The sequence below is a fragment of the Treponema sp. C6A8 genome, from assembly GCF_000619925.1.
Taxonomy (GTDB): Bacteria; Spirochaetota; Spirochaetia; order Treponematales; family Treponemataceae; genus Treponema_D.
Window position 1 is genome coordinate 77,447 of record NZ_KK211042.1, and the last position, 15,104, is coordinate 92,550.

The 15,104-nt window shown below is 42.0% G+C and carries 14 protein-coding genes and 1 tRNA gene; 13 read left to right on the forward strand and 2 right to left on the reverse strand.

Annotation, left to right across the window (positions count from 1 at the left end):
• Window positions 1-62: 62 nt before the first annotated feature.
• Window positions 63-135: transfer RNA gene (locus T530_RS0112305), tRNA-Asn, on the forward strand.
• A gap of 446 nt (window positions 136-581) precedes the next feature.
• Here the strand turns inward: T530_RS0112305 and queD are convergent.
• Window positions 582-986: a 6-carboxytetrahydropterin synthase QueD gene (gene queD, locus T530_RS0112310; protein WP_027729266.1), complete on the reverse strand. Its 405-nt coding sequence runs from the start codon at window positions 984-986 to the stop codon at window positions 582-584.
• A 79-nt stretch (window positions 987-1,065) separates the two neighbouring features.
• Here queD and T530_RS0112315 point away from each other — a divergent pair, with 79 nt between their 5' ends.
• From T530_RS0112315 to T530_RS15050, 9 genes are all read left to right on the forward strand, one after another.
• Entirely contained in the window at window positions 1,066-2,772 is a 1,707-nt protein-coding gene (locus T530_RS0112315; protein WP_038074717.1) for a UDP-N-acetylmuramoyl-L-alanyl-D-glutamate--2,6-diaminopimelate ligase, read from the forward strand.
• 26 nt (window positions 2,773-2,798) lie between these two features.
• Window positions 2,799-3,932 (forward strand): D-alanine--D-alanine ligase family protein, encoded by a 1,134-nt coding sequence (locus T530_RS0112320; protein WP_027729268.1) that lies wholly within the window; start codon window positions 2,799-2,801, stop codon window positions 3,930-3,932.
• A gap of 44 nt (window positions 3,933-3,976) precedes the next feature.
• The gene (locus T530_RS0112325; protein WP_027729269.1) at window positions 3,977-5,443 is read left to right on the forward strand and encodes a peptidylprolyl isomerase; all 1,467 of its coding nucleotides are present in this window, start codon (window positions 3,977-3,979) and stop codon (window positions 5,441-5,443) included.
• A gap of 10 nt (window positions 5,444-5,453) precedes the next feature.
• A complete protein-coding gene (locus tag T530_RS0112330) occupies window positions 5,454-7,097 on the forward strand; it encodes a 6-hydroxymethylpterin diphosphokinase MptE-like protein (RefSeq protein ID WP_027729270.1) in 1,644 nt (547 codons plus the stop codon).
• A gap of 66 nt (window positions 7,098-7,163) precedes the next feature.
• Window positions 7,164-7,313 (forward strand): hypothetical protein, encoded by a 150-nt coding sequence (locus tag T530_RS15170; protein WP_156011650.1) that lies wholly within the window; start codon window positions 7,164-7,166, stop codon window positions 7,311-7,313.
• Window positions 7,314-7,479: 166 nt separating this feature from the next.
• Window positions 7,480-7,692 carry a FeoA family protein gene (locus tag T530_RS0112340; RefSeq protein WP_027729271.1) on the forward strand — a complete coding sequence of 71 codons (213 nt, stop codon included), beginning with the start codon at window positions 7,480-7,482 and terminating at the stop codon, window positions 7,690-7,692.
• Between the two features lie 25 nt (window positions 7,693-7,717).
• Entirely contained in the window at window positions 7,718-7,939 is a 222-nt protein-coding gene (locus T530_RS0112345; protein WP_027729272.1) for a FeoA family protein, read from the forward strand.
• Window positions 7,940-7,950: 11 nt separating this feature from the next.
• On the forward strand, window positions 7,951-10,329 hold the full coding sequence (gene feoB / locus T530_RS0112350; RefSeq protein ID WP_027729273.1) for a ferrous iron transport protein B: 2,379 nt from the start codon (window positions 7,951-7,953) through the stop codon (window positions 10,327-10,329).
• A gap of 1 nt (window position 10,330) precedes the next feature.
• On the forward strand, window positions 10,331-10,474 hold the full coding sequence (locus T530_RS15050) for a FeoB-associated Cys-rich membrane protein (RefSeq protein WP_081773741.1): 144 nt from the start codon (window positions 10,331-10,333) through the stop codon (window positions 10,472-10,474).
• A gap of 190 nt (window positions 10,475-10,664) precedes the next feature.
• On the opposite strand, the gene asnS is transcribed toward T530_RS15050, so the two are convergent.
• Entirely contained in the window at window positions 10,665-12,125 is a 1,461-nt protein-coding gene (gene asnS, locus T530_RS0112360) for an asparagine--tRNA ligase (RefSeq protein ID WP_027729274.1), read from the reverse strand.
• Between the two features lie 104 nt (window positions 12,126-12,229).
• On the opposite strand from asnS, the gene T530_RS0112365 reads away from it, so the two are divergent.
• Genes T530_RS0112365 through asnA form a run of 3 tightly spaced genes read left to right on the forward strand, consistent with a single transcriptional unit; the run spans window position 12,230 to window position 15,098 of the window.
• Complete coding sequence (locus T530_RS0112365; RefSeq protein WP_027729275.1) at window positions 12,230-13,483, forward strand: YhjD/YihY/BrkB family envelope integrity protein; 1,254 nt, start codon at window positions 12,230-12,232, stop codon at window positions 13,481-13,483.
• Window positions 13,484-13,523: 40 nt separating this feature from the next.
• The gene (locus T530_RS0112370; protein ID WP_027729276.1) at window positions 13,524-14,054 is read left to right on the forward strand and encodes an adenine phosphoribosyltransferase; all 531 of its coding nucleotides are present in this window, start codon (window positions 13,524-13,526) and stop codon (window positions 14,052-14,054) included.
• 12 nt (window positions 14,055-14,066) lie between these two features.
• Window positions 14,067-15,098 carry an aspartate--ammonia ligase gene (asnA, locus tag T530_RS0112375; protein WP_027729277.1) on the forward strand — a complete coding sequence of 344 codons (1,032 nt, stop codon included), beginning with the start codon at window positions 14,067-14,069 and terminating at the stop codon, window positions 15,096-15,098.
• Window positions 15,099-15,104: the final 6 nt, after the last annotated feature.

Sequence of the window (15,104 nt, forward strand, 5' to 3'; positions counted from 1 at the left end):
GACCTGTTGACACTAAATGCTGATTTCATTATATTAATATTCACGTTCAGCAATGAATGTTCGGTTGCTTAGCTCAGCTGGTAGAGCAATGGACTGTTAATCCATGTGTCGCAGGTTCAAAACCTGCAGCAGCCGCATCTTAAAAATAAAAGACTTTCTAGTAAGTGCTAGAGAGTCTTTTTTATTTTAACCCAATTCTACTACGTGTCAGAGGCGGCTGCTGCAGGTTTTGAAGCGAAACGAGCGCGCCGACAGGCGAAAAGCGTCCAGGGATGGACGCGACAGCGAGTGTAGCCGGCATGGAGTGAGGCACCACGGAGGGTGCCGAACGGAATGCCAAAACCTGCAGCCCAACGGTAAGGAAAGCACCACCCACAATTGTAAAGGCGTAGCCCCCGTTAGGGCATGGAGTGGTGGCGAAGCCAGCGACCGCAGTGCAGCGAGGACGCCGAGGGTACCGAGCCACGGAAAGCCCGACCCGCTGCGAAGCAGCGGGGAACGGTACGGTGGTTAAAAATCAAAACTCCAACTTCCGGATGTCCCTAACCACCTATCACTTGCGTAAACGCAAGTGCATTGGACTAATCCAAAATATACCTTGCCCGGCTGGTATCCGTTTCAAAAACATCAACCGCATACAAAAATGCCCGACCATCCCCGGCAGCAGGCTTAGACAAATCCTCCCCTTCCTGAGAAAGACGGTTCAAAATGCCGCTGGCAATATACATGGCAATGCGTTCGGCACTAGGGTTCTGATCAAAATATTCAAAATCATTAAGATTTGTGTGGTCAAGCTCCTTGCAAACCTCGCGAAGAGCCCCTTTCAGCTTTGTAAAATCAAGCAGCATTCCGCCCTCGTTCAGCTGACTGCCGCAAACATGGGCGTAAACCTTATAATTATGACCGTGCAGATTTTCGCACTTTCCATTGTAATCTCTTAAAAAATGAGCTGCTGAAAAATCAGCTTCAACACGAACTTCAAACATGCCTAAAGTATATTAAATTGCGCTCACTTTCGCAAAGTGAAAGTTGTTTTTATTTTACAAACACTCTAAAATAAACTTTATGAAAAAATTACTTTCCCAGCTTCTGCCCGCTTTTGAAAATACCCTTCTTGCGGCAGATGGAACTAAAATTACAGACCTTAAAGAAATCAATGAAATCCCAATAGAAAATCTTGTTTTTGACTCGCGCGAAGTTACAAAAAATACTCTCTTTTTTGCGCTGCCGGGAACTCATATCGACGGAAACAATTTTATTGCCCAGGCAATTGAAAAAGGCGCAAATGCCGTTGTTTTTCAGGGAAGCCTGACTCCAATTCAGAAAGAAGATGTTTCTAAGGCTATTGTTCAGCGCACTTTAGACAATGCAATTTCTGATGACCAGCCTAAGTTTGCGCCTGTACTTATTAATGTGCCTGACGCTCGTTTTTCTATGGCACCGGTTTCGGCAACTTTCTATGATAATCCTTCTGAGCGCCTTGTTGTAATAGGCGTTACTGGAACAGAAGGCAAAAGTTCGACTGTAAGTTTTATCTGGCAGCTTTTGCGCGCCCTCGGCCACAAGGCAGGTTTTATTTCTACGGTTGAATATTCTTTTGGCGGGGACGCTGTGCCAAATCCTCAGCATCAAACTACTCCGGAAGCTACTATTATTCAGCATCATTTGAATCAGATGCTGGAAAATGGCTGCCGTTTTGCAGTTGTAGAAACTTCTTCCCACGGGCTTTCTCCAAAACTCAACCGAACGGGAAACATTCTTTTTGACTGCGGCATTTTTATGAACGTTACTCTGGAGCATCTTGAGTTCCATAAAACTTTTGAGCAATACCGCGACGACAAGGCTAATCTCTTCCGTAAGCTTGGCGATACTGTTCACGTAAAAAATATCGGCGGAGAAAAGACAAAAATCACGCCGGTTGGAATTGTAAATCTTGAAGACCCTTCAGCTGAATATTTTGTAAAGGCTACAAACCAGAAGGTTTTCGGCTATACAACTTTGGGAAAGGCCGGACGCAATGCAGAAGAAGGAAAGAAGGCAGAACTGCCGGAAATCCCGGCTGGCCTTGAATATATGACAGCTGATAACATTCTTTCTGACGCACAGGGACTTAACTTCAGCGTAAAGGCTCCTGACGGCACTTCTTTTGACGTAAATTCAAAGCTTCCTGGCGCCTTCAACGCTTACAATCTTATGGCTTCTATTATTGCAGTAAGCAGCATGACAGGACTTTCTTTCAAGGAAGTGGCGGCAAAAATACCGGAACTTACTCCGATTAAAGGACGTATGACAGTAATCAATCAGGGACAGCCTTTTGAACTGATTATTGACTATGCGCATACACCTTCAAGCTTTGAAACAATCTTCCCGCCAATCAGAAAGCGCTGCAAGGGAAAGATGATCTGCGTATTCGGAAGCGGCGGCGAGCGTGACCTTACAAAACGCCCTCTCCAGGGTGCAATTGCGGCAAAGTTCTGCGATACAGTAATTCTTGCTGATGAAGACCCTCGCGGAGAAGATCCTGTTGAACTTCTAAAAATGATTGCGGTTGGCGCCGAAAAAGAAGGAAAGGTTATGGGTGAAAACTTATTTATCACCCACGAGCGTCCTAAAGCAATCCGTCAGGCCTTCAGCATGGCGGGCAAAAATGACATCGTTCTGCTGTTGGGAAAATCGCACGAAAACAGTATTATTTATAAAGACGGCGCAATGCCTTATGATGAAATCACAGAGGCTAAAAATGCGCTTTCTGAAATGAATTATAAAAACTAAAACAAAAATTACGAGGAATAATAAAAATGAATATTTGTGTAATTTACGGCGGAAAATCTGGCGAGCACGAAATTTCTTTGATTTCGGCAGCTTCAATTGTCCGTAACATTAAAAAAGAAAACAAAGTAATTCTGATTGGAATTGCAAAAGACGGTAAATGGTATTTACAGGGTGATGATGAATACGAGCGTGCTTTGAAAGACACAGCTTCGCCTCTAAAAATCACAGAAGATAAAAAGAAGCTTGTTTCTGTTCTTCCTGGCGCCGGCAAGGATGCCTTTGTGTCAGCAGACGGAACAAAGCTCAGCATTGACGTTGTATTCCCTGCCCTTCACGGAACTTACGGTGAAGACGGCACAATTCAGGGACTCTTTGAAATGGCAGAAATCCCATATGTCGGCTGTACCCACATGTCAAGCGCCGTCACAATGGATAAAGAAAAAACTAAGATGCTCTGGCAGAGCGCAGGTCTTCCAGTTGTACCTTATGTATGCATGAAGCGCCACGTAATGCTTAATTCTGCAGTTTACGACGAATTTCTGGAAGCAACTGAAAAAGAACTGGGCTATCCTATGTTTGTAAAACCATGCTGCGCAGGAAGTTCTAACGGCGCTGCAAAGGCAAACAACCGCAAGGAACTCAGCTTTGCAATTATGGAAGCCTTCCTCTGGGATGACAAAATCCTTATCGAAAAATCAATCAACAACGCCCGCGAAATTGAATGCAGCGTAACAGGAAACTCAGTTACCTTCCCTGCAGAAAGCGAAACAGAAGAAGTTCTTGCCTACATTCCTGGCGAAATCAAACCGACCCACGAATTCTATGATTTTGATGCAAAATACAATGATGAAAACGGAGCCCTTCTTGTAATTCCTGCAGAACTTTCAGAAGACGGAATTGAAAAAATCCGCAAGACAGCCTGTGCCGCCTACCGCGTTCTGGACTGTACCGGCCTTTCCCGCGTTGACTTCCTTATCGACAAGGACTCAAATCAGGTTTTCCTTAACGAAATCAACACAATGCCTGGCTTTACTTCAATCAGCATGTTCCCTAAGATGTGCGAGGCAGCCGGTCTTAAATACGCCGACCTGATTGACCTTCTTATTGATGAGGGAATTGCCCGCTACAAGGCCAAGAAGGAATTGCAGACATCCCGATAATCTGATAAAATTAAACATTATTTCTTATATAAGGTGTACTAAAAATGAAAAAAAATAGTGTATACACATTAGGCTCACTTATCATTCTTTTGATTTGTGCCTTCGTATTCGTAATCCTTCCGGCAATGACAGGAGCCGGAGAAAAGCAGCAGACTGTAGTAGAATTCGGTAAATACAATGGAAAGGCAATCCGCTATGAACCTAATTCAGATTTTTCTGACGCTGTATCTTACTACGGACAGATTTATCAGTATTATGGCCGCGAACTTGATTCAAATGCTTACTACGAAATTTTCTATAACGCATTTAATCAGACAGTTATGCAGTACGCATATAAAGATGCAGTTGAAAAAAGCGGTTACACAGTTCCAAAATCAGCTGTAACACGCCAGCTCATTCCTTACTTCTCAGAGAACGGAAAATATTCTTCAAAACTCTACCGCTCTACTTCAAAAGAAAAAATCCGCGAACTTACAGAAAAAGCAGAAAAAACACTTTTTGCTTCACGCTTTTATGATGATAACTTCGGTTCTGATGACGACAAACTCGGCTCTGACAGCCTTTACGGTTTGAAACCATCTTCAAAGGAACTCGACTTTGTATCAAACTACGGCGGAAAACTCCGCGCCTTCAATGCAGCAGTTTTTGCTCTTTCTGACTATCCAAAATCAGAGAAAGTTGCTTACGGAAAAGCAAACACAGACAAATTCATCAAGTACAACCTTTCAGTTATTTCAGTAGAAGACAAAGCAACTGCAAAAACAGTAGCAAAACGCATCGCTTCAAATGAAATCACTTTCACAGATGCTGTAAGCGAATATTCAAACAAATCTTTCAGCAATGCAGAAGGAAAACTTACAAACTCTTACCGCTATCAGATTGAAAACATCCTTGTTGAAAAAGCTGATATGGATAAGCTCGTAGCCCTTTCAAAAGATGACGTCAGCGATGTGATTCCAACAGGCGCTTACTTCTCAATCTTCAAGGCTGATGATGATGCTGTTCTCCCTGACTTCGATTCAGACGACACTGTAAATCAGGTAAGCTCATACATCACAACATACGAAAACTCAATTATCGAAGACTATTTCACAGAAAAAGCAAAGGCATTTACTGCAGAAGCTAACAAAACTTCTTTCAAGGCAGCCGCTGCAGCTTTGAACGTAAAAACAACAGAACTTGAACCTTTCCCATTGAACTACGGAAACGTTTCTGTTACTTCTTCACTTTCTTCAAGCGAAGCTGCTTTCCGCAATGCTGATTCAAACGAGAACTTCCTCACAGCAGCCTTCTCTCTTAAGAAGAATGAGATTTCTGAACCTCTTCTCTTGAACCGCAACGTTGTAGTTCTTCAGCTTACAGAGGAAAAAACTCCTGATGCAGATGCAGACAAGAGCCTTCCAGACTTGGGAAGCTTTGATAAAGCCGCTGCGCAGTCTGCAATCCTCAAGAGCGACAAATTTGAAAACCACTTTATGGAAGTTTACTTCCGCCAGATGATGAATAACTAGGACAGGTAATTTGCCCGAACAGATTCAAAACGAAAAGCCCTGCCTTGTGAATACTCCGCAGGGCTTTTCTGTTTCTTACAAGAATAAGCTCCTCTATTCAAAATACGCGCCGCAGAAGGCAATTTTAGCCGCAATAGAAAAACTTACGGTGCTGCCGGGAACCCTTTTTTTGTGCTGCTCGCCGGTTCTCCCCTACGGCCTCAAGGAACTCTGCCAGAAACTAGACGACAAAAGTTTCTGCGTCCTCTGCGAATTTGACCGCGACCTTTCACAATTTTCAGAAGACTTTTTTTCTTCCCAGAATTTTAAAGATGAGAAAACCGCGCGCCTGACACTTCCCCAGTTACAAAGGCTCCCAATCCTTTTGAATGAAACTTCCTATGCTCCAATGCAAGGCACGCGGCTTTTACCTTCGGGTACTTTTAAGCGCGTTATCCGCCTGGACTTCAGTGCCGGCGTTCAGTTTCACGAATCTTTATACAGCGAACTCACCGCAGCCTGTACAAGGGCTATTATGACCTTCTGGGCAAACAGAATGACCCTGGTAAGGTTCGGCCGCAAGTATTCCCAGAACTTTTTCAAAAACTTAAAGCTTCTTCCTGCTACAATTCCAATTCAAAACTTCTTCGGTTCAGTTTCAAAACCAATCATCGTCTTTGGAGCAGGACAGAGCCTGGAAGAAGGAATTGACCTTATTAAGAAAAATTCATCTTTCTTCTATATATTATGCGCCGACACAGCCCTTCAGCCACTCCTGGAAAACGGCATTGAAGCTGACGGCGTTTTTATAGAAGAAGCCCAGTCTGTAATCAAGAAGGCCTTTATAGGCACTCAAAAAAGCCGTACTCAGATTTTTGCAGGACTTTCTGCAGTACCCCATTTAGATAAAATTAAGCAGCCTGAAAAATTAAGCTTTTTCACGACAAAATACACAGGCGGAAAGTTTTTAGATAATCTTTCAGAAAAAGACATCCTGCCGCCGGAAAACGAACCTTTCGGCTCTGTAGGCCTTACAGCAGTTTACTATGCCCTTAAATTCCGATCTTCTACAGAAATCCCGGTTTACCTTTACGGTCTTGATTTTTCCTATAGCGAAAGCTTTACCCACGCCCGAGCAACCATGGCTCATAAAGAACGCTTTTTGAAAAACAGCCGTCTTTTCCCTCTTGCAAATTTCGGCGCAAGCTTTGGTTTTTCAAGTGAAAAGGTTATCGGGAAAAACAATAGCGCCGTCTACACTACCCGCACCCTGAAAAATTACGCAGAGCTTTTTAAGGGATTATTTGCAGGCACTCCAAATCTTTTTGACGCCGCTTCTACAGGCCTTGAGCTTGGCCTTCCTCATAAAAGCCCGGAAATCTCAACAGCTTCTGAAAATCAAAATGCAGATGCAGGAAAGACCTTCTCCCAGGCTCAGATTTCAGCAATCAAGGAATACTTTGCCAGTGAACGCGCCGCTCTGGAAGAACTTCGCGACCTTCTTACAGGTAAAATCTCCCTTCCGGAAAGCGAAAGAACTTCCCGAATCACAGAACTCGCGGCCCCGCGCGAATACCTCTACCTTCACTTTGCAGACGGCGTCCGCTTTTCTTCCGACATTTCCTTCCTCAAGCGCATCCGCACGGAAATCGACTTTTTTCTTAAATTTCTATAACAATTCATTAATGTTTTATTAAAGGCCTTCCGAAATATAAAGCAAATAAAAATTAAGGAGGCACTCATGAATCATCTTGAATTCGAAAAGAACGGACGACGATATTGTCTTACAGGGACAGTCATTACAGTTTTCTTAGATAACGGTATAAAACTGCGTCAGCTTTTCTTTAAAGATGCAAAGACAGCCAGAGACGCATTTCTTGCAGTAGCATAAATCATTATTCATACATATACTCCTCCTATTTGGGGCCGGATGACAAGTCATGGTGGCAGACTTATCATCCGGTCTCTTTTTTTTTCGTTAGTTTAACCAAACATATTGCACAAGTTGTTAGTTTACACTAATATAACTGTTAGATAAATCTAACAAAAGAGGAAATATGTTACCTTTGGTTCTGGCAAACACCGGGGATGAACACATAATAAAAAAAATCTCCGGAAATGACGAAGTAAAAAAACATCTTGAAAATCTGGGTTTTACCCCGGGCACATCAATCAAAATCATCAACACCCTTTGCGGGAATGTAATCGTAAAAGTAAAAGATTCGCGGGTCGCTCTTAATGAAGATATGGCGCGCAGAATTATGGTTTAATCTGGCAATTAATTAAGAGGTATATATGAAAACATTACGTGAAGTAAAAATCGGAGAAACCGTAAAGGTTGTAAAACTCCATGGAGAAGGTGCGGTAAAACGCAGAATTATGGATATGGGCGTAACAAAAGGCGTAGAAGTTTACGTTCGCAAGGTTGCTCCCCTTGGAGATCCTGTTGAAGTTACAGTGCGCGGATATGAGCTTTCACTCAGAAAAGCAGACGCAGAAATGATAGAAGTTGAGTAGGAGAAAATAAAATGGCAGAAAAAATCAGAATTGCACTTGCAGGTAACCCAAACTGCGGTAAAACTACCCTTTTTAATGCGCTCACAGGTTCTAATCAGTTTGTAGGAAACTGGCCTGGAGTAACTGTAGAAAAAAAGGAAGGAAAACTTAAAAAACATGATGATGTTATAATTACAGACCTTCCAGGTATCTACTCACTTTCTCCATACACTCTGGAAGAAGTTGTAGCCAGAAATTATCTTATCGGCGAGCGCCCAGAAGCAATTTTAAACATTGTAGACGGAACAAACCTTGAAAGAAACCTTTACCTTACAACTCAGCTTGTTGAGCTTGGCATCCCGGTTGTTATTGCCCTCAACATGATGGACCTTGTAAAGAAAAACGGTGATAAAATTGATGTTGCTGAACTTTCCCGCCAGCTTGGCTGCAAAATCGTAGAGATTTCGGCCCTTAAAGGCGACGGCGTTATGGAAGCCGCAGAAGAAGCAATCAAGGCAGCAAAAAACGTAAAGACAGTGCCACAGCATACTTTCAGCGGGGCTGTTGAACATGCTCTTGCCCACATTGAAGAAGCTGTTGTTCACAATATGCCAGAAGAACAGCAGAGATGGTATGCCATCAAAATTTTTGAACGCGATGACAAGGTTTACGAACAGCTTAATCTTAAAAAAGAAACTCTTTCTCATATTGAAGCAGATATTGCAGCTGCAGAAAAAGAACTGGATGATGATGCAGAAAGCATTATTACAAACGAACGCTATATCTACATTGCAGGAATTCTTAAATCAAGTTACAAAAAACACAATGCAGGAGCCCTTACAAACTCAGATAAGATTGACCGCATTGTAACAAACCGCTGGCTTGGTCTTCCAATTTTTGCTGCAATCATGTTCCTGGTTTACTGGATTTCTATGGTTGGTGTTGGTGCTATGGCTACCGACTGGGCAAACGACGGTCTCTTTGGTGACGGTTATCACCTCTTTGGAATCGGCACTGCCGCTTATGAAGAAGCTGCAGAAGAATACGGTGATACACCACTTATTCTTGAAGCAGTAGAAAATGGTGAAACAACATACGTTGTAGAAGATGAAGAAACTCTTGAACTTTCTGATCCGATTGAAATTACTGATAAAATGGTAGAAGAAGCTCAGGCTATGGCAGAAAAATATGGCGAAGAAGGCCCAGCTCCAGAGGATTACGGAATTTGGGTTCCTGGTGTTCCTGTTCTTATTGGAAACCTTCTTGAAAGTATCGGCTGTGCTGAATGGCTTTCTGGTCTTATTCTTGACGGTATTGTTGCAGGTTGTGGTGCAGTTCTTGGCTTTGTTCCTCAGATGCTGGTTCTCTTCCTCTTACTTGCCTTCCTTGAAGCCTGCGGTTACATGGCTCGTATTGCCTTCGTACTTGACCGTATCTTCCGCAAATTCGGACTTTCTGGAAAATCCTTTATTCCTATGCTTGTAGGAACCGGATGTGGTGTTCCTGGCATTATGGCAAGCCGTACAATTGAAAACGAACGCGACCGCCGCATGACAATCATGACTACAACTTTCATTCCTTGCGGTGCTAAAGTTCCTTTTATCGCTATGATTGCAGGAGCAATCTTCAGTGGTTCAGCATGGGTTGCAACTTCAGCTTACTTTATTGGTATGGCTGCAATCATCATTTCTGGTGTAATGCTTAAAAAGACAAGAATGTTTGCAGGTCAGCCTGCCCCATTTGTAATGGAACTTCCTGCTTACCACATGCCTACTCTTGGAAACGTACTCCGCTCAATGTGGGAACGCGGCTGGTCATTCATTAAAAAGGCCGGAACAATCATCATGCTTTCTACAATCGTAGTATGGTTTACATCATTCTTTGGCTGGGCAGATGACGGCTTCAGAATGCTTGCAGAAGACGAACTTGATGCTTCTATCCTTGCAAAAATCGGTGGAGCAATTGCCTGGATTTTCAGTCCTCTTGGATGGGGAAACTGGCAGGCTACAGTTGCTTCTATTACAGGTCTTGTTGCAAAAGAGAACATCGTTGGTACAATGGGTATTTTGTACGGCGGCGGAGAGCTTTCTACTTATCAGACTCTTGCACAGGCCTTTACAAACATAACAGGTTTTTCATTCCTGGTATTCAACCTTCTTTGCGCTCCTTGTTTTGCCGCAATCGGTGCCATCAAGCGCGAGATGAACAATACAAAATGGACCTGGTTTGCAATTGCATACCAGTGTGGATTTGCTTACGCAGTCGCTCTCATGATAAATCAGTTTGGAAAACTCTTTACAGGAAGCGTAAACGTAATTGGAACTATCTTTGCTCTTGCCGTGCTTTGCGGTATGATTTACATGCTTTTCTTCAAGAAGTACAGTGAAGCAACAAAACTTGGAGTAAAATAATATGGGAACAGTTATTGTATCTTTAATTCTTGCTGGACTTGTAGTACTAACTCTTACAAGTATGATAAAAAAGAAAAAAGCTGGTAAATCAAGCTGCGGATGCGGCTGTTCCAGCTGCTCTGGAAGTTCCTGCTGCGGTAAATAATAGCCGCAGATGGGACGCAGATAAAAAAGAGATGGCTGATAATCAGCCATCTCTTTCTATTTAACTCATCTGCCTAAATCTGTGTGCATCTGTGGCTAAAATTTAGAAGTCAGCAAGTTTTGGTGCACGTGGATATGGGATAAGTCGCACGCAAGCGTGCTTACCAAGTTTCCTTACGGAAACTTGCGTACTAAAAATCCGCCAGCTTAGGAGCTCTAGGGTAAGGAATTACATCACGAATATTTTCCATACCAGTTACGTAGCGGATAAGACGTTCAAATCCAAGACCAAATCCTGAGTGAGGAACTGTTCCGAACTTGCGCAAATCCAGATACCAGTTGTAAATGCTCTTATCCATACCGCGGCGTTCAATTTCTGCACAGAGCTTTTCGTAAGACTCTTCGCGTTCTGAACCACCAATCAATTCACCAATTCCAGGAACAAGAACATCAACTGCCTTTACAGTTTTTCCGTCTTCGTTCTGCTTCATATAGAAAGATTTGATTTCTTTTGGATAGTTGAAAACCATTACAGGGCAGCCGAAAATCTTTTCTGTAAGATAGCGTTCGTGCTCTGTTGCAATATCACAACCCCAGTAAGGCTTGAACTCGAACTTAGCACCATTTGCAGCTGCTTCTTCCAGCTTTGCAATTGCGTCAGTATAAGAAATGCGGACAAACTTAGCATTTGCAACCTTTGTAAGGCTTTCAATAAGGCCTGGCTGAATGCGCTTGTCAAAGAATTCAAGGTCTGAACGGCATTTTGTCAAAGCCCAGTTCAAAAGATATTTTACAAAGTCTTCCTGAATGTCCATGTCATCATCAAGGTCATAGAAGGCCATTTCTGGTTCAATCATCCAGAACTCTGCAAGGTGACGTGGAGTATTTGAGTTTTCAGCACGGAAAGTAGGTCCGAATGTGTAAACACGGCTCAAAGCTGTAGCCATTGTTTCTGCTTCAAGCTGACCAGAAACTGTAAGAGAAGCTTTCTTTCCGAAGAAGTCTTTTGAGTAGTCAACAATTTTATGAGCATCTTCAATCTTCATTCCGCCCTGACCAGCTTTTACACCCATCTCGGCAATTTTTTCCATGCTCAAAGTTGTTACCTGGAACATTTCTCCGGCGCCTTCACAGTCAGAACAGGTAATCTCCGGTGCGTTGATGTAAACAAAGCCGCGTTCCTGGAAGAAGGAGTGAACGGCAAATGCCATCTGGTTACGTACGCGGAAAACAGCACCAAAAGTATTTGTTCTGGCACGCAAGTGAGCGTTATCGCGAAGATATTCCATACTCATCTTGTTTTTCTGCAATGGATATTCATCCGGATTACAAGTTCCGATGCAGGTAAGATCTTCAAGGGTAACTTCAACAGCCTGTCCGCTTGCAGGAGAAGGAATCAAAATACCTTCTGCGCGGATAGATGCACCTGTATTTAATTTTTTGAGTTCAGCTTCGATATTGTTTACATTGGCATTATTTGATGGAGCATTGCGGTCAAAAGTAAGCTGGATATTAGCAAAACAGCTTCCGTCATTAACCTGAATAAAAACAAGATTTTTTGAGTCGCGAACAGTGCGAACCCAGCCAGAAACAGAAACTTTACGTCCGTCAGGCTCCGAAGTTAATAAATCTTTGATTAAAACTGGTACCATAAATAAGTCCTTTAAAACATAAAATATAGAAGATATTTTAATGATTTAACTCATTTTTTACAATTTGTATGCTATAATTATTTTCAATAAAAAACAGTAATAAGATGATAAAAACAAAGTTCAATTTTTCAGAAAAACTTTTGCATTTTTCACAGCTGATGTATTTTACCTTTTCCAATTTTGTTTCCAACAATCTTTGGGAAAGTGCCTCCTCCTGCTCCTTCGGCTTTGTTTTTTCTTTTGTTCCTGTTTCGCTGATTATCCTAACCCTGCTTACAACGATTATCCGCATAGTTCCCGAAATTGAAACTTACATCCTCAATTATGCTGCACAGTTTTATTCGGTTATAGACGTTGAATTCGCCCTTTCAAATATCACCAAGCTTCAGACCATACACCTTTTCGACATCTTCTTAGGCTTATGGCTTATCTGGATGGCAAGAAAGCTCTTCAGTTCAATCGTTTCTGCCTTAAACCGCATTTTCCGCTCGATTTCAAAACGCAAGACAACTATCAATCAGCTGGTAACCTTTTTTTCAGAATTCTTCCTTATAATTGTAATCGTCCTTGTAATCATCGCATCTTTTACAATGAACAAGATTTTAAAGTTCCCGATATTCGAACCATTTATCGAAATCTCGCCGCTATTTTTCAATAAGCTTTCCAGTCTGCTTTTTTCATTTGCCCTCTATCTCATGCTTTTTATAGTAACTCTCTACTATTATAAAATCGGTTCAGGAACAAAGCCTAAATGGAGAATCTGCATTTTTTATTCATTTCTGAATACCCTTTCTGCCTTTATCTTTTCCTTTTTCCTCAATCACTTTATCACTTTTGCAAATTACAACGTAATCTACGGTACAATCAGTGCTGTAATCATCATGATGCTTAAAGTCTACTTCTTTTTTGTAATCTTTTTGTTTTTCGCCCAGATGATTTATGCTTCACAGTTTTTCGATACCCTTCTGCTTAAGGAACTTTATCTTCTTCCAGATTTTTATGAAAATAAATTCTTCAAAAACCTCAAGCGCATCCTCTTTATAAATCCAGTAAGCAATGAAATCTCAGAAAACTCCCTTTACTATAACGGAGGAGACATTATTTTTACTCCGGAAGATGAATCCGACTGCGTTTACTATATCTGCCAGGGCTTTGTAAAATTAAGTGATGAAAATACAACCAGGCTCATAAACCTTGGCAGTTTTATAGGCGACAGCAGCTGCATTCTTGGAAAAGAACGAGGCCAGACTGCTATTGCCTTTACCCAGTGTAAGCTGATTAAAATTTCCAGAAAAGACTTCATGTCAGTTCTGCACGAAAACTCACAGGCCGCCGCTAAGGCAATGGAAAAACTATAAGTATTGTTTTTTCTTATCAAGAGTACTAAAATAAATCATTATGAGTTTAGAATTACTTGATAGTGCGGTTCGCCGCGTTCACGATTTCCCAAAACCGGGAATCCTTTTCTATGATATTACTGGCGTTCTTGTAAACCCGGATGCATTCAAATTCTGTCTTGATAAAATGGTAGAATTGTACAAGGATGCAAAACTTGATGCCGTTGCCGGTGTTGAATCACGTGGTTTTGTTTTTGCAGCTCCACTGGCAGAAAAGTTAGGCATCCCTCTTATCCTTATCCGCAAAAAGGGAAAACTTCCTGGAGATACTTACAGCTGTAAATATGCCCTTGAATATGGCGTTGCAGAAGTTGAAGTTCACAAAAAGGATATTAAAAAAGGTCAGAAAATCCTTGTAATTGATGACTTGATTGCAACTGGCGGAACTCTTGCCGCAGCTAAAAACCTTATTGAACAGGGTGGCGCTGAAGTTGCAGAATTCTTCGGAATTATCGGACTTCCAGAATTGAACTACGAAAAAGCTCTTGCTCCTTGCAAAGTAACTACACTTATCAACTACCAGGGCGAATAGAAGGCACAAAAAATGATTACACTTCCTCTTACTTACAAAAGCATTTTGAACAACAAGGAAACAGAGCACGCCATTGTTGCGATTAAAGATTTTTTCCAGCTTGCTCTTTCTACAGAATTGAACCTTACCCGCGTTACTGCCCCTCTTTTTGTACCGGCAGGAATTGGTATTAACGATGATTTGAATGGTGTTGAACGTCCGGTTTCTTTTCCTCTCAAGGCTTTGAACGAAAAGAAAATGGAAATTGTTCAGTCGCTTGCTAAGTGGAAGCGTCTTAAGGTAACTGAACTTGGACTTGATCCTGATTTTGGTATTTACACAGATATGAACGCTTTGCGCCCGGATGAAGATCTGGATGCAATTCATTCTATTTACGTTGATCAGTGGGACTGGGAAATGGCAATTGATGAAAAGGACAGAACAGTATTCTTCCTTCACGAGATTGTAAAAAAAGTTTACCGCTGTATTCAGCGCACAGAATTCTTCCTTTACGACCGCTACCCGGAAATCAAACCTATCTTGCCAAAAGAAATTAAGATTGTATTTGCAGATGATTTGCAGAGAGAATATCCTCAGCTTACTCCAAAAGAGCGTGAAGATATCGTTGCTAAAAAATACGGTGCAGTTTTCATCACTGGTATTGGCGGAAAATTGGATGACGGCACAATTCATGACGGTCGTGCTCCTGACTATGATGACTGGATTACAGAATGCGGCGATGGTCACCGCGGATTGAACGGTGATATTCTTGTATGGAATCCTGTTTTGAATTCAGCATTTGAACTTTCATCAATGGGTATTCGTGTAAGCCCTGAATCTTTGAAGGCTCAGCTAGAAGAACGCGGATGCCAGGAACGTGCTAAACTTGAGTTCCACTCTAAGCTTTTGAAGGGAGAACTTACACAGACCTTGGGCGGCGGTATCGGACAGTCTCGTCTCTGTATGTTCCTTTTGAGAAAGGCTCACATCGGAGAAACTCAGGTAAGCATCTGGTCTGATGAAATCATTAAAGACTGCGAAAAACGCGGAATTAAACTTTTATAGTAAATT

Coding starts and splice junctions, on each gene's coding strand:
- queD (WP_027729266.1), bottom strand. CDS start 986: ATGTTTGAAGTTCGTGTTGAAGCTGATTTTTCAGCAGCTCATTTTTTA.
- asnA (WP_027729277.1), top strand. CDS start 14,067: ATGATTACACTTCCTCTTACTTACAAAAGCATTTTGAACAACAAGGAA.
- T530_RS0112370 (WP_027729276.1), top strand. CDS start 13,524: ATGAGTTTAGAATTACTTGATAGTGCGGTTCGCCGCGTTCACGATTTC.
- asnS (WP_027729274.1), bottom strand. CDS start 12,125: ATGGTACCAGTTTTAATCAAAGATTTATTAACTTCGGAGCCTGACGGA.
- T530_RS0112340 (WP_027729271.1), top strand. CDS start 7,480: ATGTTACCTTTGGTTCTGGCAAACACCGGGGATGAACACATAATAAAA.
- T530_RS0112345 (WP_027729272.1), top strand. CDS start 7,718: ATGAAAACATTACGTGAAGTAAAAATCGGAGAAACCGTAAAGGTTGTA.
- T530_RS0112365 (WP_027729275.1), top strand. CDS start 12,230: ATGATAAAAACAAAGTTCAATTTTTCAGAAAAACTTTTGCATTTTTCA.
- feoB (WP_027729273.1), top strand. CDS start 7,951: ATGGCAGAAAAAATCAGAATTGCACTTGCAGGTAACCCAAACTGCGGT.
- T530_RS15170 (WP_156011650.1), top strand. CDS start 7,164: ATGAATCATCTTGAATTCGAAAAGAACGGACGACGATATTGTCTTACA.
- T530_RS0112325 (WP_027729269.1), top strand. CDS start 3,977: ATGAAAAAAAATAGTGTATACACATTAGGCTCACTTATCATTCTTTTG.
- T530_RS15050 (WP_081773741.1), top strand. CDS start 10,331: ATGGGAACAGTTATTGTATCTTTAATTCTTGCTGGACTTGTAGTACTA.
- T530_RS0112315 (WP_038074717.1), top strand. CDS start 1,066: ATGAAAAAATTACTTTCCCAGCTTCTGCCCGCTTTTGAAAATACCCTT.
- T530_RS0112320 (WP_027729268.1), top strand. CDS start 2,799: ATGAATATTTGTGTAATTTACGGCGGAAAATCTGGCGAGCACGAAATT.